The sequence below is a fragment of the Methanofollis aquaemaris genome (assembly GCF_017357525.1).
Classification (GTDB): domain Archaea; phylum Halobacteriota; class Methanomicrobia; order Methanomicrobiales; family Methanofollaceae; genus Methanofollis; species Methanofollis aquaemaris.
The window spans coordinates 795,352-816,211 of record NZ_CP036172.1 but is presented as its reverse complement, the minus strand read 5'-3'; the positions used below and the strand labels follow the sequence as shown (position 1 = coordinate 816,211).

The 20,860-nt window shown below is 59.2% G+C and carries 21 protein-coding genes and 1 tRNA gene; 10 read left to right on the top strand and 12 right to left on the bottom strand.

Annotation, left to right across the window (positions count from 1 at the left end):
- Positions 1-627: 627 nt before the first annotated feature.
- From scmD to RJ40_RS03860, 4 genes are all read left to right on the top strand, one after another.
- Positions 628-927: a SynChlorMet cassette protein ScmD gene (gene scmD, locus RJ40_RS03875; protein WP_265582042.1), complete on the top strand. Its 300-nt coding sequence runs from the start codon at positions 628-630 to the stop codon at positions 925-927.
- On the top strand, positions 914-2,038 hold the full coding sequence (gene scmE / locus RJ40_RS03870) for a SynChlorMet cassette radical SAM/SPASM protein ScmE (protein ID WP_265582041.1): 1,125 nt from the start codon (positions 914-916) through the stop codon (positions 2,036-2,038). The genes scmD and scmE overlap by 14 nt, the downstream gene beginning before the upstream one ends.
- Positions 2,035-3,186, top strand: coding sequence for a SynChlorMet cassette radical SAM/SPASM protein ScmF (scmF, locus tag RJ40_RS03865; RefSeq protein WP_265582040.1), 1,152 nt, complete (start codon positions 2,035-2,037; stop codon positions 3,184-3,186). The genes scmE and scmF overlap by 4 nt, the downstream gene beginning before the upstream one ends.
- Before the next feature lie 64 nt (positions 3,187-3,250).
- Complete coding sequence (locus tag RJ40_RS03860) at positions 3,251-5,089, top strand: ABC transporter ATP-binding protein (RefSeq protein ID WP_265582039.1); 1,839 nt, start codon at positions 3,251-3,253, stop codon at positions 5,087-5,089.
- 57 nt (positions 5,090-5,146) lie between these two features.
- Here the strand turns inward: RJ40_RS03860 and RJ40_RS03855 are convergent, their stop codons facing one another.
- The 3 genes from RJ40_RS03855 to RJ40_RS13070 all read right to left on the bottom strand — a co-directional run bounded on the left by RJ40_RS03855 (position 5,147) and on the right by RJ40_RS13070 (position 6,759).
- Positions 5,147-5,338 (bottom strand): hypothetical protein, encoded by a 192-nt coding sequence (locus RJ40_RS03855; protein WP_265582038.1) that lies wholly within the window; start codon positions 5,336-5,338, stop codon positions 5,147-5,149.
- Between the two features lie 193 nt (positions 5,339-5,531).
- Complete coding sequence (locus tag RJ40_RS03850; RefSeq protein ID WP_265582037.1) at positions 5,532-5,831, bottom strand: hypothetical protein; 300 nt, start codon at positions 5,829-5,831, stop codon at positions 5,532-5,534.
- Between the two features lie 166 nt (positions 5,832-5,997).
- On the bottom strand, positions 5,998-6,759 hold the full coding sequence (locus RJ40_RS13070) for a hypothetical protein (protein WP_449405521.1): 762 nt from the start codon (positions 6,757-6,759) through the stop codon (positions 5,998-6,000).
- On the opposite strand from RJ40_RS13070, the gene RJ40_RS03845 reads away from it, so the two are divergent.
- A complete protein-coding gene (locus RJ40_RS03845; RefSeq protein WP_265582036.1) occupies positions 6,655-6,930 on the top strand; it encodes a hypothetical protein in 276 nt (91 codons plus the stop codon). The two genes, RJ40_RS13070 and RJ40_RS03845, sit on opposite strands and share 105 nt — an antisense overlap.
- A gap of 20 nt (positions 6,931-6,950) precedes the next feature.
- On the top strand, positions 6,951-8,759 hold the full coding sequence (locus tag RJ40_RS03840; protein WP_265582035.1) for a ligand-gated ion channel: 1,809 nt from the start codon (positions 6,951-6,953) through the stop codon (positions 8,757-8,759).
- A gap of 50 nt (positions 8,760-8,809) precedes the next feature.
- Here the strand turns inward: RJ40_RS03840 and RJ40_RS03835 are convergent, their stop codons facing one another.
- The 6 genes from RJ40_RS03835 to mcrB all read right to left on the bottom strand — a co-directional run bounded on the left by RJ40_RS03835 (position 8,810) and on the right by mcrB (position 15,331).
- The gene (locus tag RJ40_RS03835) at positions 8,810-10,306 is read right to left on the bottom strand and encodes an MFS transporter (RefSeq protein WP_265582034.1); all 1,497 of its coding nucleotides are present in this window, start codon (positions 10,304-10,306) and stop codon (positions 8,810-8,812) included.
- Between the two features lie 141 nt (positions 10,307-10,447).
- Positions 10,448-10,696, bottom strand: a complete 249-nt coding sequence (locus RJ40_RS03830; RefSeq protein WP_265582033.1) for a ferredoxin — start codon at positions 10,694-10,696, stop codon at positions 10,448-10,450.
- Between the two features lie 300 nt (positions 10,697-10,996).
- Entirely contained in the window at positions 10,997-12,703 is a 1,707-nt protein-coding gene (gene mcrA, locus RJ40_RS03825; RefSeq protein ID WP_265582032.1) for a coenzyme-B sulfoethylthiotransferase subunit alpha, read from the bottom strand.
- 5 nt (positions 12,704-12,708) lie between these two features.
- Positions 12,709-13,473, bottom strand: coding sequence for a coenzyme-B sulfoethylthiotransferase subunit gamma (gene mcrG / locus RJ40_RS03820; protein WP_265582030.1), 765 nt, complete (start codon positions 13,471-13,473; stop codon positions 12,709-12,711).
- 9 nt (positions 13,474-13,482) lie between these two features.
- Complete coding sequence (gene mcrD / locus RJ40_RS03815; protein WP_265582029.1) at positions 13,483-14,022, bottom strand: methyl-coenzyme M reductase operon protein D; 540 nt, start codon at positions 14,020-14,022, stop codon at positions 13,483-13,485.
- Complete coding sequence (gene mcrB, locus RJ40_RS03810) at positions 14,015-15,331, bottom strand: coenzyme-B sulfoethylthiotransferase subunit beta (RefSeq protein WP_265582028.1); 1,317 nt, start codon at positions 15,329-15,331, stop codon at positions 14,015-14,017. Before mcrB ends, mcrD begins: the two co-directional genes overlap by 8 nt.
- A 586-nt stretch (positions 15,332-15,917) precedes the next feature.
- Between mcrB and RJ40_RS03805 the strand changes: the two genes are divergently transcribed.
- Positions 15,918-16,592 carry a flavodoxin family protein gene (locus tag RJ40_RS03805; RefSeq protein ID WP_322743895.1) on the top strand — a complete coding sequence of 225 codons (675 nt, stop codon included), beginning with the start codon at positions 15,918-15,920 and terminating at the stop codon, positions 16,590-16,592.
- A gap of 8 nt (positions 16,593-16,600) precedes the next feature.
- Here RJ40_RS03805 and RJ40_RS03800 read toward each other — a convergent pair whose 3' ends face one another.
- Both RJ40_RS03800 and amrS read right to left on the bottom strand, forming a co-directional pair.
- Positions 16,601-17,092: a Mut7-C RNAse domain-containing protein gene (locus RJ40_RS03800; protein WP_265582027.1), complete on the bottom strand. Its 492-nt coding sequence runs from the start codon at positions 17,090-17,092 to the stop codon at positions 16,601-16,603.
- Entirely contained in the window at positions 17,076-18,086 is a 1,011-nt protein-coding gene (gene amrS, locus RJ40_RS03795; RefSeq protein ID WP_265582026.1) for an AmmeMemoRadiSam system radical SAM enzyme, read from the bottom strand. Before amrS ends, RJ40_RS03800 begins: the two co-directional genes overlap by 17 nt.
- A 102-nt stretch (positions 18,087-18,188) precedes the next feature.
- On the opposite strand from amrS, the gene pyrH reads away from it, so the two are divergent.
- The 3 genes from pyrH (at position 18,189) to nth (ending at position 19,714) form a co-directional block, all read left to right on the top strand.
- Complete coding sequence (pyrH, locus tag RJ40_RS03790) at positions 18,189-18,893, top strand: UMP kinase (RefSeq protein ID WP_265582025.1); 705 nt, start codon at positions 18,189-18,191, stop codon at positions 18,891-18,893.
- Positions 18,894-18,948: 55 nt separating this feature from the next.
- Positions 18,949-19,023, top strand: a tRNA-Pro gene (locus RJ40_RS03785).
- A 19-nt stretch (positions 19,024-19,042) separates the two neighbouring features.
- Positions 19,043-19,714 carry an endonuclease III gene (gene nth, locus RJ40_RS03780; RefSeq protein WP_265582024.1) on the top strand — a complete coding sequence of 224 codons (672 nt, stop codon included), beginning with the start codon at positions 19,043-19,045 and terminating at the stop codon, positions 19,712-19,714.
- On the opposite strand, the gene RJ40_RS03775 is transcribed toward nth, so the two are convergent.
- A complete protein-coding gene (locus RJ40_RS03775; RefSeq protein ID WP_265582022.1) occupies positions 19,684-20,859 on the bottom strand; it encodes an inorganic phosphate transporter in 1,176 nt (391 codons plus the stop codon). The two genes, nth and RJ40_RS03775, sit on opposite strands and share 31 nt — an antisense overlap.
- Between the last annotated feature and the right edge of the window lies 1 nt (position 20,860).

Below are 20,860 nucleotides of genomic sequence, written 5' to 3'. Positions count from 1 at the left end.
TCTGCGGGGGGCTAGCCGCCCCCCGGTCCCCCCGCGTCAAGATAAGACGGCGAACGGGAACTCCCTCTTCATGTTCGCTGATTTTGCCTTCTCAGCCCTATCTTCATACTGGGGGTCCGGGGGCAGCGCCCCCGGCGCGAGTGTGTGGGAAGGCACGTCGATCAGATGGGCCGCCCCGATCGTAGAGTCTTCACCGCCATCTCGCGCCGGGGGGCAGCGAGATGGTGTGTTTCCCCCGCCGGTCTCGGGGATCTGTTCTGAACACTATTCAAACGCGTATGCTTGAAGCGTACTCCCGGTTCATGCCCGATTCAACAGAGCCATGCGTTCAGAATTCCTGGAATGAAAGGGTTTGATCCTGGCGAGGATTCATCTCCCACACACTTCTGGGATATGCTCATCGTCAATCTTCACTGTGAGTGGATGGGGAGTCTATTCATCCGATATGCTTGAGCCTCCGGTTCATGGATATTCTAAAGAACTTTTGTCCCGGCGTGCCGGGAATTCTCATATCATCGCGGCCTTCAGGATAGGATATAGGATATTATACCCTCTGCTCCGTCTCCTTCGGATGGTTAATACAGATATTATGAACAGTTATATATTATACCGGACATTTCATTCACGATGACCAACGCTGATATAAAACCGGTTCAGAACCCACAGATCATCTTCAGGGAGGAATTCGACGACTGGGCGATCCTCTTCGACCCCGACACCGGCGAGGCGTACGGCCTCAACCCGACCGGCGCATGGGTCTGGAAACTGCTGGACGGGAAGAACTCGATCGAAGAGATCTGTGAATCGATCAGGGGAGCCTTTTCCGATGTCCCTGCCGGGTCGCCGGCTGAAATCACGACATTCATCGATGAACTCGTGGAAAAAGGATTTGCAGGGCAGGATGTGACACCCCATGGAACCGGATGAATCGACGGTGCGGGTGATGCACACACCCAGGAAGGTCGACCTTGCGATCACCCACCACTGCAACCTCAGGTGTACCTACTGCAGCCATTTTTCGAGTGCCGGGGACGCCGGCAGAGATCTCTCAACCGGCGAGTGGCTGCAATTTTTCGAGGAACTGAACCGGTGCGCCGTGATGGACGTCACCCTCCAGGGCGGCGAACCCTTCTGCCGGGCAGACTTTTTCGCACTGGTGGACGGGATCGTGGAGAACCGGATGCGTTTCTCGATCCTCTCCAACGGGACGCTGATCACCGACGACCTCGCGGCCTCTCTTGCCGGTACCGGACGGTGCAACAGCATACAGGTTTCCATCGACGGCTCGACCCCGGAAGTCCATGACACGTGCAGGGGAAGAGGGTCGTTTGCCCGCGCACTCGAGGGCATCTCCTATCTGCGTGAACACGGGATCCCGGTCTCGGTGCGGGTGACATTACATCGTCAGAATGTCGACCACCTCGACGAAATCGCGAAGTTTCTTCTTGAAGATCTCGGTCTTCCTTCCTTCTCGACCAATGCAGCCTCATTTTTTGGCCTATGTCGGGAGCATACCGACGCTGTCCAGCTCACCCCTGAAGACCGCACCACAGCCATGGCGACACTCCTCAGCCTGAACCAGCAGTATGACGGACGGATCTCGGCCACCGCAGGCCCCCTCGCCGAGGCAAAACACTGGACCATGATGGAGGAGGCGAGGAAAGAGGGGCGTGCGTCCCTGTCCGGCGGCGGCCACCTCACGGGGTGCGGCTGCACCATGAGTTCCATCGCCGTCAGGGCCGATGGGGCGATCGTCCCCTGCATTCTGCTCAGCCATCTCGAACTCGGGCGGATCAATCGGGACGATCTCGGGGAGATCTGGCGCACTCACCCCGAGATGCAGCGGATGCGGAGCCGGCGAGAGATCCCGCTGGATCAGTTTTCCTTCTGCCAGGGCTGTCCGTACATCCCCTACTGCACCGGCAACTGCCCGGCCCTTGCCGCCACCCTGCTGGGCGACGTCTATCATCCGAGCCCGGACGCCTGCCTCCGGCGATTCCTGGCGGCCGGGGGGAGACTACCGGAGGAAGAAGTATGAATGAACCTCTGCGGGAAGAACCATCCTCCGGGCATCGTCTCAGTCAACTCTATTTCTACCTCACCGACGAGTGCAACCTCGCCTGCCGCCACTGCTGGATCGCGCCCGAGTACCTGAACGCGACCACGGCTACATCGTTCCTCCCCTTCGATCTCTTTGTCTCCATCATCAGGGAGGCACAACCGCTTGGCCTCACTGCGGTGAAACTTACCGGGGGCGAACCCCTCCTCCATCCTCAGTTTGCGGACATCGTGAGAGTTGTCAGGGACGAAAAACTCAGGCTTGTCATCGAGACTAACGGGACGCTGATGACTTCTGAGATTGCAGAGGATATCGCGGCATGCAAGGGCGCCTTTGTCTCGGTGAGCATCGACGGTGCCGATGCGGCGACGCATGAATGGGTCCGTGGCGTTCCCGGGAGTTTTGAGGCTGCATGTGCGGGGGTCAGGCACCTTGCGGATGCCGGTCTCAGGCCCCAGGTGATCATGACAGTCATGCAACGGAACCAATACCAGATTGAGGCGGTGGTGCGACTTGCCGAATCTCTCGGCGCAGGATCGGTGAAATTCAATCTCCTCCAACCGACGGCCCGTGGGGAGACAATGCATGCCCGGGGGGAGGCCCTGGGGATCAAAGAATTGGTAACTCTCGGGCGGTGGGTGGAGGACGAACTGGCGTCCCGCACCGACATTCGTCTCATCTACGGCCACCCCCCGGCCTTCAAACCGCTCGGGCAGATCTTCGGGAGTGATGGTGACGGCTGTGGTGTCTGCGGGATCTGCTGGATCCTCGGCGTGATCGCCAACGGTTCGTATGCCCTCTGCGGGATCGGTGAGACCGTGCCAGATCTGGTCTTCGGGCGTGCCGGAAGAGACCGGCTCGCAGATGTCTGGGAACAGACGCCGGTCTTAAACGAGATCAGGGAAAAACTTCCGCAGGGCCTTACCGGAGTGTGCGGGCGCTGCCTGATGAAGGGGCGGTGCCTCGGACGCTGCCTTGCACAGAATTATTATACGAATGGCGACCTCTGGACGCCATACTGGTTCTGCGAGGAAGCGGAGCGGGCCGGGGTGTTCCCTGAAACCAGGAAGGTGGAGGGACTCGAGGAATGCGGCTGCGATAGACCGTCTGAGACTACCGGATCCTGATCGCCTCAGTGGATGTTTACGGGCGGAGACGACTGCCGTCCCGGCAATGAGAGAAGTAGAGGGTATGGGACAGAAAGGCGCCGCGAAGATCCGGGACGGCATCGCATTTGTGAGGGAGATCTTTACCCCTGCACGAGAGACCAGCAACGAGTTCAGATATCAGGATATCCTCTACTTTTTCCGCTACCTCAGACCGGTCTGGAAGATCGGTGCGATCAGCCTTGTCCTAACAATTATCCTTGTCGGATTGAGGACACTCGTACCCCTCTCGGGCAAGATCTTTCTCGACTACGTGGTGCCCGGGGGAGTCTCCGGTGAAAGTTCACCTGCACAGGCCCCTTCACTCCTGGACACATCGCTCAGTGCGGTCTGCTCCTCTCTCCCGGCCCTCGTCGCGGCGATGCTTGTCCTCGGTGCTGCCATTGGAATCCTCGGGCTGCTTCAGTCTTATCTCCTGGTAAAGTTCAGGGAGGAGTACACCTTTCATCTCCAGACCGACCTCTTCGACCATGTGCTCAGGTTTCCCCTCCCATACTTCAAGTCCGGTCAGACCGGATACCTGATGTCGCGGATCTCGGGGGACGTCGGGATCATGCAGTTCCTCTTCTCCCAGTTTCTCCCACAGATCCTCTCCAGTTTCTTTTATGTCGCCTTTTCTGTGTTCATACTCTATGCTCTCAGCGCCAGGTTGACCCTCATCATGATCATCTTTACGCCTCTCTTCCTCCTGGTCAATCTTATTTTTGTCAGCAGGATACGCGCCGTCACCTATCAGGAGCGGGAGAGAGGGGCCTATGTCTCCAGGGATCTCCAGGAGATCCTCGCCGGCATCGAGACGGTCAAGACCCACACTGCCGAAGAGCGAGAGGTCGGACGTATCGTGAACACTCTCAGAGGGGTGATCAGGATGAGGATCAAAAATTCGATGCTCAACTCGTTTTCCAGCCAATTTCTCCTTGGTACCCAGTTTATGATGCTTCTCGCCGTCTTCTGGATCGGGGGGCAGGACGTCATTGCAGGGACGATGACGGTCGGGGACTTTGTTGCATATATCGCGTATATTGCGACGTTCTCAACGGCGTCAAAGACATTTTTCTCTCTCCCGGTCATCCTTCAACCTGTCCTCACTTCGGTCGAACGGCTCCAGGAACTTTTCGGGACCGCAACCGAGACCGATCAGGGGAGCGGCGGGTTCGTTCCTGAGACCATCAAAGGAACGATCGAGTTCAGGGATGTCTCGTTCTCATATGTGGACGGCGCGCCGGTCCTGCATGGAGTCAATTTCACTGTCGGGCCCGGCGAGGTCGTCGCCCTCACCGGAAGGACCGGTGCCGGGAAGACGACGCTGATCAACCTGCTCCTGAAATTCTTCACTCCACAGTCCGGCATGATCGTCCTTGACGGGCATGATCTCATTGAACTCGATCCCGGATGGGTGCGCCGTCAGGTCTCTGTCGTCTCCCAGGATCCCTTCCTCTTCCACACCTCCATCGAAGAGAATGTCAGGTATGGAAGGCCTGAGGCAGGAAGAGACGAAGTGATCGAGGCCGCCCGGAAGGCACAGATCCACGCCGAGATCCTGGGATTTCCGGAGGGATACGAGACGGTCGCCGGGGAGCGGGGGACGCAACTCTCGGCCGGGCAGCGGCAACGGATCGCGGTGGCGCGGGCGTTTCTGAGAGACAGTCAGATCTTGATCCTGGACGAACCTACGTCGTCTCTTGACGCCGGGACCGAAGAGAGACTGCAGAAGTCGCTTGCCGAACTGGCGGCAGGCAGGACGGTGATCCTGATCACGCACCGGACCGGCCTTCTCTCTCTCGCCGACCGGGTGTATGCACTAGAGGACGGACATCTTGTGGAACAGAACCCGTCCTCTCGCCGGGTTGAAGTAGAGGCATGATGCTGATCGGACTCCCTGTGCCACGGAGCGATCACGCTGAGACCGGGAGCGAGCGGTTCACTCTTCGGTCGACGCCAGGTATCCGCTGAGCAGCACACCCATCGTAGCGATGATCACACCCAGCGTACCTATGCTGAATCCGGTGGGCGCCGAACCGAAGAAATAATACTCGCTCCCGATGAAATGCAGGACACACGCGATACCGAGGAGGGAGAGCGTTATGGGGAGAGAATTGATTTTTTCTTTCATAGGTTCTATTTATTCATCACGTCTATTACCAGTTTTGAGGCATGAGTCGATTTCAGGGAGGGAGGGGCATGATATGAAAGTACATCTGATCGTTCCGATTCATCTGAGAGTTCACGCTCTCTCATCTCCATCCACATCTCCGGAGATCTAAAAAAAATATTCTCTCAAAAAAAATCGATGAAGTGATCGCTCTTCAGTCCACCATCTCGAGGTCGACCTCGATCCCCCCGGTGGCGGCGAAGACCAGGTTGTAGACAAACGCGGCGATCGCACCGCCCAAGAACCCGCCGATCGCAAAGACGATCACACTGATGAGGATCCCGGCGATCCCGGTCCCGACAGTCTGGAGCATCCCGGCACCCTGGCCGAAGTCGCCGAATACGAACACCATGATCCCGATGATCAGTGCATAGAGTGCCATCAGAACGGCAAAGAAGAGCCCCAACGAGACCACGCCGAGACGTTTCACTTTCACAGTCTGTTTTGCCTTCATTTCATACCCCCCGCTACAGCGGCCTCTATCCATCAGGAGGTAAAAAAAGTTGTTGTCACCCTGACAGGTGACCGGACCTTCATACCCTGTTGCTCTCGTCTTCGCACCAGATCGAAGACTTAACTGGAGACGCCCGGCGCTACGTTTCCGCACTTCCAGTATGGGCCTATTTCAAATTCCATATCCTGATATCTTCTGGAGAACCCGGAGATCTCTTCGGCCTTCTTGAAGGTATAAAAATGGACGGTCCTGTGGGGCCGCAACGGGGCGTCGTCCCTCCATGGAAGTGGGGACGATCGCCCGTATGGTTCGGTGCCGTGTTCTCCTCAAGCCATCGGCAGACCTCGGGTTTACCATGAAAATGATCCGGACAATAATCTCTCCTGGTTTGCATGATGGATTGAATCCACCAAACACCTTCTGGACTGATAAAATGATTGCGGATACATCTTCTGAATGATCCACTCTCTGCCTTCCCGGCCCTATCTTCATCCCGGGGTTCCGGGGGCAGCGCCCCCGGCGTGAGGAAGCGGGAAGGCAGATCGATCCGACGTGCCGCCCCTACCAGAGAATTTTTTTTCACCACAGTCTCGTGTCGGGCGGCGGCGATGGAGCGATGTTCCTGCCCGCCGCCATGTAGTGAGGAGTGTGACCAAGGTTTTCCTATGAAATGAATTTCATGCGGTATGTCTGAGGCGTACTTTCGGCCCATGCCAGATTCTACAGAGCCATGATACGAGACCCGGTTCAGAACTTTCCTGATGTTTTTTCTGTGTGCGATGGCCGCCCGAGCAAACTCTGCCTCATATGCCTGAAGCAAGCGATGAAACGAAAGGACGGCGACGTCCCCGACGACATCATAGCGGCCGGTGAGGAGATCGAGGTACGGTGCGGGTACAGACCCCGCAAAACATGCTCTGAGGCGCATGAGGGTACCGGAAAGGGGTGTGCCACAGAGAAGATGATTCTTTGGCCGCCATGCCAGACGGCCGGGAAAGACTTATATGTCGTCCTCTGCAGTACAGGGCAGAGTCGCTCCGGTGAGACGGGGGATCGCCTCGCCGGTGCTGCCGGGATAAAGAGGGGGAAGTTTCTCTGATCGATTGCCGGGTATTGCTCGTGGCCTTATGCCTGTTGCTGCTCGTGCCGGTCTCGGGATCTGCAGGAGAGGTCCAGGCACTCGAAGGCAAGATCTATGAAGAGGGGGGCGTGGTTTATCTCCTTCCCGACCTGCAACCCGGCGAGACCGTCTCGGTGCGGGTGAACCGGAGTTCAGGAAACCTCGACCCTTTCGTCGCCATCGCCCCACCTGAGACCGACCGCATCACTCTTGGAGAGGAGTTCTGGACCGCGGTCGAGACCGGGGTCAGGGGCGGTGGAGAACCGGTCGCGGAGATCACCAGGGTCGCCGATCGCTTCTTCCTCGCCTGGGACGATGACAACGGAGAAGGGCATGCCGCCGCCCTTACCTGGATGGTTCCGGAAGGCGGGGATTATCCCCTCATCATCACCTCCTCTCCCTTGACCGAGACCTTCGGCGAGTATAGTCTTCTCGTCGGGATCGACGCCCCCGGCGTGCTCAACGGCACGGCGGAACCGACACCCGGCGCGGTCGTCGCCGTCCCCGACCCTGCGATGCCGCCGGCAGGGAAAGGTGTCGAGGAACGGACCGGCAATCTCACCGCCAACAGGACCTGGACCTTCTTCCCGCTCCACGATCTTGAAGCTGAGGACACCATCCATGCCGTCGTGGAAACCGTCTCCGGGGATCTAAAACCGGTCCTCATCCTTGAGAGCGTCGATGGGAAGCCTATGATGGCGGCGAACTTCCTGGACCATGGGACCAGGGGAGCGCTCTCATACCAGGTCACCGCCGACGAGACCGAGGATCTGTACCTCCGTGTGGAGGCGGGGGAGGGCGAAGGTGAGTTCAGGATCCTCGTCGGGGTCAACGATCCCGAAGTGCTGGACGGCACCGCCGTTCCCGGGGGAAGGCAGGTGATCAGGGATCCGATCACGGTAAGGGCTGCGGTGGAACTTGACCAGATCACCGACGTGGACCAGAAGGCCGAGAACTACGCCGCCGTCGCCAACATCAGGATGCAGTGGACTGACCCGGCGCTTGCCTTCGACCCGGAAGAGGAAGGCTCTGCTTTCAAGATCTACCGCGACATCGACGACTTTGTCAAGGCCGAAGGGACGAGATGGCCTGAGTTCACTCTCTTCAACCAGCAGGGGAACCGGTGGACCCAGAACCAGCTCATCACCATCACCCCCAACGGGACGGCGACCTACTTCGAGCGCTTCTGGACGATCTTTCAGGCCCCCGACTTTTACTTCAAGGACTATCCCTTTGACGTCCAGACCTTCTACATCAGGATTCAGGCCCTGTACCCCGAAGAGTTCTTCAGGTATGCCGACTGGGAGGGCAAGACCGTCGTCGGCACGCAACTCGGCGAGGAGGAGTGGTACATCATCAAACATTGGACCGCGGTTGACACCGTTGAACAGGACCGGATCCACTCCAGATTCTCCTTTGGCTTTGATGCGAAACGGCACCTTGAATATTATATCCTCAGGATCTTCGTCCCCATCTTCATCCTGATCATGCTCGGGTGGGTCACCTTCCTCCTCAAGGACTACAGCAAACGCGCCGACGTGGCAAGCGCCAACCTCCTTCTCTTCATCGCCTTTAACTTCACCATCGCCGGCGACCTGCCGCGTCTCGGCTACCTCACCTTCCTTGACGCCGTCCTGATCACCACCTTCGTGGTCAGCGGACTCACCGTCGTCTACAATCTGTACCTCAAATGGCTCGCGACCAAAGAGCAGAAAGAAGTGGCCGAACGCCTCGACCGCGTGCTGGTCTGGTTTTACCCGATCGCGTACATCGTCTCGATCGTGCTGATCACCACGGCCTTCTCGTGAGGGGCAGTATCAAGCGGATTAAAAAAAGAATTTTCGGTGCCTGTATGGCTTTATCCAATCGCCGCAGGAGTCTCTTCCGCCACCTCGGCCGGCACCTCGTCTTCTTTCACCAGGAACGAGAACCCCAGCGCCAGCACGGCGAGCGCCGCCCCGACCCAGAAGGCCATATCAAACCCGGCCGTGAGGACCGCGAGTTTCTGGTCGATGGTGACGGAGGCGAGCGAGGATGAGGTCACGCCTGCATGGGAGACGGTCGAGAGTACGGTCTGGATAAGCACCAGTTCGAAGAGGACGATCCCCAGCGACTGGCCGCCGTAACGCTCGGTGTTGAGGAGACTTGAGACCATCCCCCGCTTCTCAGCCCCAACCTTGTTCATCACCATGGTGTTGTTCGGGGCGACATAGAGCCCGATCGCAAAGCCCAGGAGGCCGAGCGCCCCGGCGACCATGAATACTGAACTGTCGGGGTGGAGGCCTGCGAGGACGACAAACGCGAGGGCCGCCAGGGCCGCCCCTCCCAGGGTGAGCCGCCGCCCTCCGACGCGGTTGAAGAGCGCCCCCGCCACCGGCCCGCCGATCATCATGGCGAAGGAGAAGGCGGTCATCACCATCCCGGCCGAGAAGGTCGGGAGCCCCTTGACATATTCGAGGAAGAAGGGGAGGAGGAAGGCGGACCCGGCAAAGGCGATCATGATCAGGGTGACCGCCAGGTTTGCATAGAGGAAGTTTCGCTCTCTGAAGAGGTCGAGGTCGAGGAGCGGGTCTTCGACGCGCCGTTCGTGGTATACGAAGAGGGCGGCACAGACCAGGGCAACGGCTGCGGCCAGCAGGATCAGCGGCGAGGTGAAGCCCATCGAGGTTCCCATATTGAGGGCGAAGACTCCGGTCATCATCCCGGCGAAGAGGAAGGCCGCACCGGGTGCGTCGAACCCGACCGTCCGTCCGGGCTCGGGCTGGTGGTCGGGGAGGACCCGCGCGCCCAGGATGACGGCACCGATCCCGACCGGGACATTGATGAAGAAGATCCAGTGCCAACTGAGAAACTCGGTCAGGAGCCCGCCGAGGAACGGCCCGGCCGCGGCACCGAGGGAGGCGAAGGTGACCACCAGGCCCATGCTCCGTCCTCGCTCTTCGATGGGGATGAAGGTGCTGACCATTGCCGGAGCGATGGCGGCGAGCATCGCTCCGCCGATCGCCTGGAGTACCCTCGCGCCGATGAGCGCCCCGAAGGAGTTGAGGGCGACCGGCAGAAAGCCGCAGAGAAACGACCCCAGGGTGAAGACGATGAACCCGACGAGAAAGATCTTCTTGAGGCCCCGGATGTCGGCGATCTTCCCGCAGATCAGGAGACTGCTCGTCACCACCAGCAGATAGGCCGTCGAGACCCAGGAGACGAGTCCGGTCGAGATATCGAAGGCCTCCGAGATCGTCGGGAGGGCGATGTTCACGATGCTGCCGTCGAGTGCGGACATGAAGGCCGCGATGGCAATGGCAGAGATGATGAGAAGCGTACGCTGTCCGTGTGTCGAAGGCTGACTCGATTTCACAGAGTACCATGTTATTTTGGAAAATAAATTTGTTTATATCTACTTTTGGGTTCTGAATCCAGAGATCTTTTCTGAAAAAATGGAAATTTGTAGGTTATAAAATGCCATATCTCAGAATATTTGGCCCTACTTGGCTCCTCCTCACTCCCCGACCTTGATGATCTCCACCGGACACCCATCGGCGGCGTCCACCGCACACTCCTTCATCTCACCTGGAACCTTGCCGGCCTCCGGGCCGTCGGTCTGATACTCCTCCATGATCTGCGCGAATCCGTCAGGGCCCTCCTCAAACACCTCGGGGCAGGTCTCCCAGCAGAGTGCACAACTCGTGCACTCCTCCCTCTCAATCGTGACCCGTACCATAGCGAGGGCGAGTTGTCGCTCTCTCATATAGACCTATCGCACCGGACTGTGGGCCGGGTCGTCAGGGGGGTGAGAAGTACGGATATGACCCCGATTATGATGAAAGAACTTGAAGAAGAGATCGAACACACCTGCATCTCCCATGACAGAAGAGGGGGCGCACCAATGCGCCCCCAAGGTGTTTATTGTCTATGGATATGTCACACCCCGGACACAACCGCGTGATGTGGCGCATACACGCAGAGAATCTGGAAGAGTGGCTCGAAGATCACGACATCTCTTTCAAATATTTGAAGGACGTGCAGAAAAAAAAGAAGTCGTGGGGTCTCAGTTCCTGGCTGAGATGATGAGTGAGCGCTCGCCTGCAGGCTCGAACTCACGGATTGCACCCTTTGCGAACTCCTTCCTCGGCTCGGCGAAGTCGAACTTGAGGGAGGGATCGGCGAAGGTGATCTTGACCAGCGGGGCGTAGCAGAAGGCGTCGCCGCGGCCGTAGTGGGCACCGCCGACGATAGCGGCGTACTCGCCCTGGTGACCGACATTCATTGCGTAGTTCGGGTAGTTCGGGCCACGGAGTTCGCCCATCAGACCACGGTCGGGCTCGATGGAGAGCGAGTTGGCTGAACCACACTGGTCCTGAAGATCGTAGCCGAAGAACCCGAGCCTCGACCAGGCGTCCTTGTGCAGGAGCATGGAGAGGTACCAGCCGTTGAGACCGGCGTTGGAGTTCCCGGTACTGATCGAACAGGTCAGACCACAGGCTGCGGCCATGACACCGGCACGCTGGGAACCGCCGAAGTGGTCCTCCATCATGGTCGGGAACTGCTCATACTGCTCCATGGCATTGAGCGAAACCTCGGTGGCGAGGTCGTTGACAATGTCCTGGGTCGGGGTGAGCATGTTCTGGCCAGGCTGGGTGTAGTCGAAGCCGTACTTGTCCTTGAGGTAGTCCATACCGTAGTAGGTGAACTCGTCGAGGATGTTGTCGGTGTACGCCGCGGTGGCGTACTGGGTGAACCCGACACCGCCGGACATGTAGGAACCAAGCCAGATCTGGTCGAAGAGCATGGTACCGGCGCCGACGACTTCGAGGGATGCCCTGGCGGGGTCGTTGGGGTACTTCCGGTTCGCCTGAACGATATCGGAGAAGAGACCGAACTTGATACCGCCCGGCTCGTTCGGACCGCGTGCACGGCGGGCCGGAAGGATGGATCCCATCTGAACGACACCGGCGTGCTTTGCGGCGAAGGAAAGGTCGGCGACGGCTGCCTCACCGGCGCACATGCGGTACGCGGCGATGAAGGACATACCGATCTGCATCGCAGACCACCTGGAGGTGGTACCACCGTCGCACGTCCTTGAGACGATTGACGGGATGTGGATTGCCTGGTACATCGACTTGCCGACCTCGGCCTTCAACTCCTCGGCCTGATCGGCCGGGAAGAGCTTCTCGATGTTGATGAGGAACTGGGGCTCGATGTCGTCGGCAAGGTCGTCGTCACCGGTGAAGACCTTGACGTAGCAGTCGTCGACAAGGCCCGGGTGGGTCTCGACCATGTGTTCCTGAACCACGGCTGCGCCCGGCATGGCGTGGTTGAGGGTGTGGAGGTACTCGTTGATCGTCTCAGGAGTGACTTCCTTGCCGAGCCTCTTCTGGAGGGTGGCGTGGGCCATGTCCATGCCGACGATAACGGTCCTGCGGATGTCGTCCCACATCTGCTGCATCGCAGAGTTGTTGACGAAGTGCAGGTCGTCGCCCTCGACGAAGGTGCCGGTGCCTGAGACCTCGTAGGTCATCAACTGGCGCTGACCCATCGGGATACCGCCAAGGTGGCAGCGCTCGGGGTCGTACATGGAGATGCCACGCTTGGCTTCGATTGCCTTGGTGGCTTCCATGAACTCGCGCTTTCTCGGGGACTGGCGAACACCGTCAAACTTGTAGAACTCGGTCTTCTCGGACTGGACGTCCTGTCCCTGGAACTTCTCTTTCAGTGATTTGAGGAAAAGCTTCTGTGCTCTCTCGATCTTTGCCATTGCAATCACTCCTCTTTGGGCATGAAGCCGTACTTGGTCCTCAGCGTGTGGATGCGCTGGATGTATTCGATGTATTCCTCGTCCTCGCGGAACCCGGTCCCGACGAGTGAGTGGAACATGGTGGTGTGCGCCTTGAGCCAGGCTTCGTCCATCGGCTTGCCGACTTCGACCGGGCGGTCGAGGAGGACGCCGACCTGGTCCTTGACGTAGCGGACGATGCCGTCTTCGCCGAGAACACAGCGCTGGAGAGCGTCGAACATCATGCCGTCCTCTGCGAGACGGAGGGAGTGGCCGTGCACGGTCGCACCGCGGATGCCCACAGTGGCCGGGTCGAACATCTCGGTCTCGATGAGGAACTTGGCGTACTGGTCGAGGTCGCGCTCGCGGCACTCGACGATCTGACGGCCGGAGAGCGTACCGGGGTCGATGGCACGGAAGCGGTACATCTCGGCGTAGGTCCTCTGGTACGGCTGCGAGGGCGCGTTGAACATCGAGTCTGCAAACTGGACGTACCTGACGCGGTCGCCAGCCTTGGCACCATCGGTCGGCTTGACAAGTTTGCGCATCGGGTCTGCGGGTTCCTGCTGCTCGGCCAGGGGCGGGTGGGCCGTCGGGTAGGCCGCACCAGGGGCGCGGTGGCCAAGGACAAGGACGACGTCCTCATCAGTAACTGAACGGAGTTTCTGGAGGTCGTATTCGGGGTTCATCTGGTTGCGCCGGTTCTGGGCCACAATCGAAGTCCCTGGACCATACTGTGGTGTGTATGCCATTTTGTCACCTCAATTGGAATGATTTGAAGTATATTCTATCTGCATCTGATCAGACAGTCTTCCCCCATCGTTGTTGCACGCTGCGGTTGGTATGATAACAGGGCTGTCCTTTCTCCTCGGGTCGGTGAGTCCGATGATGAACTCGTCGGCGTTGGGGCCGTACTTCGCGTAGTCTACCAGGGATGCCTGGCTTTTCATGAACTGACGGCCGGTCTGGAGGGTGTACGGGAATGCCGTGAAGACCTTGTCACAGACTGATCGTATGTTCTCGACTACGGAGTCGTCTTCGACTTCGAGGGTGACCATGCCGGTCTGGACACGCATTTCAAACTCAATGCCGCGGATCTGGATCGCCCGTCTGTTGGTGTTGGGGTTCTCTGCACCCCGTGCCGGGCCGTACGGGACGGTGGCCGGAAGGGCGGGGCCGTTGATAACGGCCCGACGCACGCCCGGTACCCCCGCGACCTGGTTGAGGAGAAGCTCCGTCGTCTCAGGGGAGAGGAGCCGCAGAGGGACAATCCTGCACTGGGGGAAGGCTGAATCAGGCAATAAGATCAACGCCCTCGGCAATCTGGTCGATCGGCTTCTTGAAGACATCGATCTGGCCGTAGGTCTCGCCCATGACCTTGGAGGAGCCTTCTGGCGAGAACATCTGGGTGCCCGCATCAAGTGCACAGGCGGCAACGACACACGGAATAGCGACGCCGTTTGCGTGCCTGGTCACGACGTGGTTCCCGTTGAAGATACCCGGACCGCCGCCACCGTAGATGGAGTGGCTGAAGAAGGAGAAACCGACGGCGGTACCCATCATGCGGCCGAAGTCGCAGGACGGCAGGCCGGTCTCGTGCTCGATGAGGTCGTTGAAATACAGGAGGGTCGAGGAGACAGCCTGAGCGAACCGGCCGGCACCACAGTTAACAATCGTGGCGGCGAGGGAACCGGCTGCGACATAGGCGTTCCAGAGCATCGGGTCGTTGGTGTTGTAGAACTGGAAGTACCCGCCCTTCTTGCCCTGAGTGAGAACCTTGTCCTCGATCGCACGCTCGACGAGCGACTGGACGACCGTACCGACGGTGCCGTTCTCGCCGTTGGCCTTGACCAGGTCGTAGACCATGTTGTTGGCGTTGAGGCCCTGGTAGGCGTAGCAGAGGAGCTGGTTGCGTTCGAAGGCGCCGATAGCCTGGCCCATCTCGAACTCACCGGCGGTCTCGAGGGTCGCTGCAAGAGCGGCGCCCTGGAGGGAGTTCCTGCCGGTCATCATGACGAAGTGGTTGACCGGGATGTTCCTCAGGGCGAAACCGAGGCCTTCGTTGTTCTGTGGGATGTTCAGGATGGAGGTGACGTTGCTGCCCTTCGTGTCCATGGTGTGCGGGTACCCGCCCCAGCAGGCCGCCTTGACGGTGGACGCGTTGAACATGTCGACGTCGAACTGCTCGACGACCGCGTAGGTGGTCGCTGCAGAGACGGCGGTGATCGCAGCGTCGTAGGTGGCGGCGTTGTCGAGACGCTTTCTCGGCACCTGGACGAGAAGGAGCTGGCCGTTGTTGAACTCGAGGATCTCGGTGTCATCACCCTCCTCGACCTGGACCATTTCCTTGATCCTGGCAACGATAGCTTCCTTGTTCTCCATGATCGGGAGGTTGAGCTCACGCCCCCTGATCTTCCCTCCGCCGAGCTTTCCGGCCTTGAGGGTGTTCTCAATGCCAGCGAGGTTGACATTGATCGTACGCTTGGTCAGGTCGATGATCTTGCTGGTTGCAGGGTTCACCAACGGGCTGACCTTGTCGAGGGTTACACCGCTTTTCAGCAGTTTCCCATCATCTGAATAGAGATCGATGGTTTCTGAATATGCTGCCATATCAGTTCATCCTTTTGCCCTTTGTGTAGGAAGGTATCTTCACTAGGAATTCCATCCGGTAAATGGTATGAAATTCTGAGAGTCACTACTGCAAGCCCCAATCTGGGACTATATATCTATCCGGCGAGGCTCATATAAAATTTCCTAATCTTTTTTAATAGTTTAACATGATTTTTTACATTAAAATGGAATATTATAACTTCGTTGTATTATTTCTATACGAATTTTGTACCGAGTATACCGGCCCCCCAATATGTTGGATTTATCGGTTAATATGTCTATTTCTTACAGTTTTCAGGAATAAAATATAAGAATATGGTGTAAAATAATAATAATTTGTAATAATATATTTCCCCTCCTTGGAGGGAGAGAGAGGAAGAAAAATCGGTTCAGGTTTTCTCCGGAGCATGGATCTGCACCGGCACTGTGTGGAATTCTCCATAATGATTTGAGATGGAGATATAATGACTTTTCGCAGAGAGATTGCCTGATGAGAGGTTTTATGGTGGATTGTAGGAGACAAAAGGCCTATTCACGCAGGGCATGGCCGAAGAAAAGTATCAAGACATCCCCTGCAGAGATCAGAATGATCTCCATGAGAATTCTTGGCATCAACGGGAGCCCAAGGGGTGCGGCGAGCAGGACCCGCCGTCTTGTCGAGGCCGTCCTGCAGGGGGCCGCCGCTGCAGGGGCAGAGACCGAGTACCTCGATATCGCAGACCGCAAGATCAGGCCGTGCACCGGGTGCACCCTCTGCTACCGGACCGGGGAGTGCCCGAAGGTGGACGACTTCGCCGCGGTCTATGAGAAGATGCTCGCCGCCGACGCGATCGTCCTTGGCTCACCCAACTACATCGACAATGTCTCGGCCCAGCTCAAACTCCTCCTCGACCGGATGGCCGATGCGATCCACTGCCAGCAGTTTGCCGGGAAGTATGGGTGTGCGGTCTCGACCGCCGGCGGCTCGGGAGCCGACGAGGTGGCCGCCTACCTGAATCAGACCCTCCGCGTCCTCGGGGCCACCACCATCGGTGCGGTCGGGGTCGTCCTCGGTCCTGACCCGGACGCCCTCTTCCCCGCCGAAGAGCGGGCCTATCGGCTCGGCACCAACCTTGCGGCCGCCGTAAGCGAAGGGCGGCGATACCCTGAACAGGAGGCCTTCCACAAGGGGATGGAGGAGAGGATGCGTTTCCTTGTCGAAGCAAACAAAGATGAGTGGAAGCACGAATATGACTGCTGGGCCGGCCGGCCAGAAGCGTGAAGGGCGGTTCACCCCTTGCTCTTCTCCATCTCTTCTCGCATCCTCCTGGTATGCGAGCCCATCCAGTAGAGACGGTGACAGACCGGGCACCAGAAGAATGAGATCCCTTCCCGGTCTTCAGGTGCGTACGCGGCCCTCTCGATCTCCCGGCGGCGTGCGGGCCTGAGCGGGGTGTTGCAGAGTGAGCACCGGTCAAAGGAGAGACCAGGGCTGATCAGACCGAGGGCCGTCAACTGTGCCACCTGCTCGTCGACCTGCTCGGACCTGACCAGCACGCCCTGCTCCCCAGCCCTTCTTGCGAGTTCGGCGTCTCTGGTAAGGAGCACCCGCTCCTGTGTCCTCGCAATCTCCAGGAGCACCGTGTCCTCCCGTCTGCTTCCCGGAAAAAGCGTGTTGGCGCTGAGCGTGTCATAACCCATCAGCCGCAGCCTTCTGGTGAGGGTGCCGAGCATCCGGTCCGCGAGGAACCGCGCCCTATGCTCTTCAGACCGACCTGACAACTGCGATCCGCTCCCCGCATCTGGCGCACCGGTCTTCGGAGAGCCCGACCACCCGACTCATGAATCCGAACCGCTCGATGAGCAGGGCGCCGCACGACGGGCAGTAGGTGTTCTCGTACGGGCCGGGCGGCACGTTCCCGAGATAAGGATAGTGCACCCCGAGGTCCCGTGCCATGGTATAGATCTTTTCCAGCAGCGGCAGGGGAGTCGGGTCCCGGTCGGTCATCTTGTAATCAGGGTGGAAGCGGGTGAAGTGCATCGGGGTGTCGGGCCCGAGATTGTCGAGCACCCAGGTGATCAGTGCTCTCATCTCATCCTCAGAATCGTTCAGGCCGGGGATGACCAGGGTCACCGTCTCGATATGCATCCCGCGCTCATGCGCGGCAAGGGTGGCGTCGAGCACCGGCTGGAGCCTGGCCCGGCAGATCTTCCGGTAGAAATCGTCGGAGAAGGCCTTGATGTCCACCCTGAATGCATTGAGCATGGGGGCGAGTTCGTCGAGCGCCTCCTCGGTGGCGTAGCCGTTGGTGACATAGACGGTCCCGATCCCCTGCTCGCGCGCCAGCCCCCCCATCTCCAGGGCGTACTCGTGCCAGATCGTCGGTTCGTTGTAGGTCCAGGAGATGCTCGCCGCCGCCGAGGCCCGCGCCCGCTCGACGCCCCGTTCCGGGCTGATCTCCATCAGGGGCATCGCATCCAGCGACGCCTGTGAGATCTCCCAGTTCTGGCAGTGCTGGCACCTGAAGTTGCACCCCACGCCGCCGAGCGAGTAGGAAAGCGTACCGGGAAGAAAGTGAAAGAGCGGCTTTTTCTCGATCGGGTCCACCGCCTCTGCGGCCACTCTGGCAAAGTTCGCCGCATAGAGGGTGCCGCCCCGGTTGATGCGCACTCCGCAGATCCCGTGCTTCCCTTCGGCGATCATACAGCGGTGGGCGCAGAGCGAGCACCTGACCGTGTCCCCTTCAGTCCTGGCATACTGGTGCGCCTCGTACATATGCCCGATAATGCACGGTGATATAATTGAAGATTGTGGGGAATGGGGTGCGTCAACAAGATATATCAGAGGCCCGAAGAAACGAATAAGCTTAGATCGATTATGGCGAAGATAGTACTCTCCCTGGGAGGTTCGATACTGGTGCCTTCCCTTGAATCCCATACCGTATCCGAGTATGTGGCAGCGCTTACCGAGATGGCAACCCGGGCACAGGTCTTCGTCGTGGTCGGCGGCGGTGGCGAGGCGCGCCGATATATTCGGGCCGCCCGCTCTCTCGGGATCAGTGAGGCTTCCTCCGACGAGATCGGGATCATGGTCACCAGGATCAACGCCACCCTGCTGATGCTCGCCCTCGGCGATGCCGCCTATCCGGCGGTCGCCACCTCGTACCGGCAGGCGCGGGAGTTCGGAGAGTCGGGCAAGATCATCGTGATGGGAGGTGTCACTCCCGGACAGACGACCGACGCCGTATCGGCGGTGCTCGCCGAGACCGTCGGTGCCGATGTCATCATCAACGGCACCTCGGTCGACGCCATCTACAGTGCCGACCCGAAGGTCGAGAAGGACGCCCGCCGTTACGACCATCTCAACCCGGCCGAACTTCTCGGGATCATCTCGGCCGCCCGTCTCGACGCCGGTTCCAACACGGTCATCGACATCGTGGCTGCCAAGATCATCGAGCGCAGCGGCATCCCGCTTGCGGTCATCGACGGCAGAAACCCTCGGAACCTTGTTGCAGCGGTCTGCGAGGGCAAATTCGAGGGCACTATCGTTAGCGAGGGTGCCTGCAGTCCGTTCCCCCTGTAAAAGGGCAACCCCATAATTATTTTAGGCTGGAACACAAACATAGATGTTCAAGCGCGGGGTAGTAGGGTAGCCTGGTCCATCCTAGAGCGTTTGGGACGCTTTGACGGCAGTTCGAATCTGCCCTACCCCACTTTTCTTATCGTATTATCATGGACAGAAAAACCGCCTGCACTATCTATCAGACACTCAATGCTAGATATCCACGCACCATTGAAGGAGGGATCAGTTATGGCGATCCCTTCGGAGTGTTGGTGCTCACCATCCTCTCGGCCCAGACCACCGACCGCGCCGTCGCCGCAGTCGGCCCGGTCCTCTTCTCCAGGTATCCCACGCCCGAAGCCCTGGCCGCCGCCGACCCCGGAGAGGTGGGCGAGATCATCCGTCCGACCGGGTTCTACCGGGTCAAGGCGAGACATATCATAGGGGCCGCCAGGATGATCGTGGACGAGTGCGGCGGGGAGGTGCCCCGCACTCTCGATGGCCTGACCCGCCTCCCCGGTGTCGGGCGCAAGACCGCGAACATCGTCCTCTCCAATGCCTACGGGACCGACGAGGGGATCGCCGTCGACACCCATGTGCGACGGATCAGCAGACTGCTCGGGCTCACCGACGAGACCGATCCGGAAAAAGTGGAGCGAGACCTGATGACGACCTTCCCGCGGGAGGTCTGGGGCGATATCAACGCCCTCCTGGTCCAGCACGGGCGGGCAATCTGCATCGCCCGCCGGCCCAGGTGCGAGGCATGCATACTCGCAACCTGGTGTCGCTACTTCAGAGAAGAGGGAGAGGTTCAGGGGAGCAGGGGTGCGAAGACCAGATAGCATCCCCAGGCCACCGCTGCAGAGGCCGGGACGGTCATGACCCAGGCAGCGACGATGTCCCGGACGATCCCCCATTTTACCGCGGAATAACCCTTTGTCGCACCGACACCCATGATCGACCCGCTCATCGCGTGGGTGGTCGAGACCGGGACACCAAAGGCGGTTACGACCGAGAGGACGGTGCCCCCCGCAGCCGAGGCGCAGAAACCCTGGTACGGCTGCATCTTGGTGATCTTGTTGGCCATCATGTCCACGACCCGCCACCCGCCGAGGAGGGTGCCGAGCGAGATCGCGGTGCATGAGAGGAGGATGACCCAGATCGGTACCTCGAACTCGGTCAGGAACCCGGCGGCCACCAGCATCGCCGTGATGATCCCCATGGCGTTCTGCGCGTCATTGCTCCCGTGCCCGATCGCCTGAAAGGCCGCGGCCACGATCTGAAGTTTTTTGAAGGCGTGGCCGAGAATAGGTGAATCTGATCTTGCGAAGCGTCTGATGATGATTATCCCAAAGAGATAAGCGACCATGAACCCGAGCATCGGGGAGACGACCATGAAGACGACCACTGCAAGGATCCCTGTGAGAGGGAGAAGACCGGCGCCCACCATGATCGGGATGAGCACGGCAACGCCCGAGAGGGCGCCGAATCCCAGGTACCGATCCCATGTCTCGTCGAAGTGCGTTGCAAGATAGACCGCAACCGCCATCCCGCCGGCGGCCCCGATGACGAGCATCACAAGCAGTTTGAGGACAAGCATATCTGAAGGCCAGAGAATGGCGCTGATCCCGCAGCAGGCGGTCGCAGCCCCAAGGAGTCCTCCGATCAGAGCGTGGCTGCTTGAGACCGGGATGCCGAAGTACGAACAGAAAAAGACCCAGATCACGGCGCCGACCAGGGCCATCAGGATGATCTGAGGACTGAGCAGGATCGGGTCGACGATCCCGCGCCCGATCGTCTGGGCGATCGCCGTTGTGAAGAGGAGGGGGCCGATCAGGTTGAAAAGTGATGCAAGGAGGACGGCCTTGAAGGGCGAGAGCACCTTGGTGGCCACGACTGTTGCGATCGAGTTTGCGGCATCATTGAGGCCGTTGACAAAGTTGAAGAGGAGCGCCAGGACGATGCCGAGGATGATGACGACTTCCATG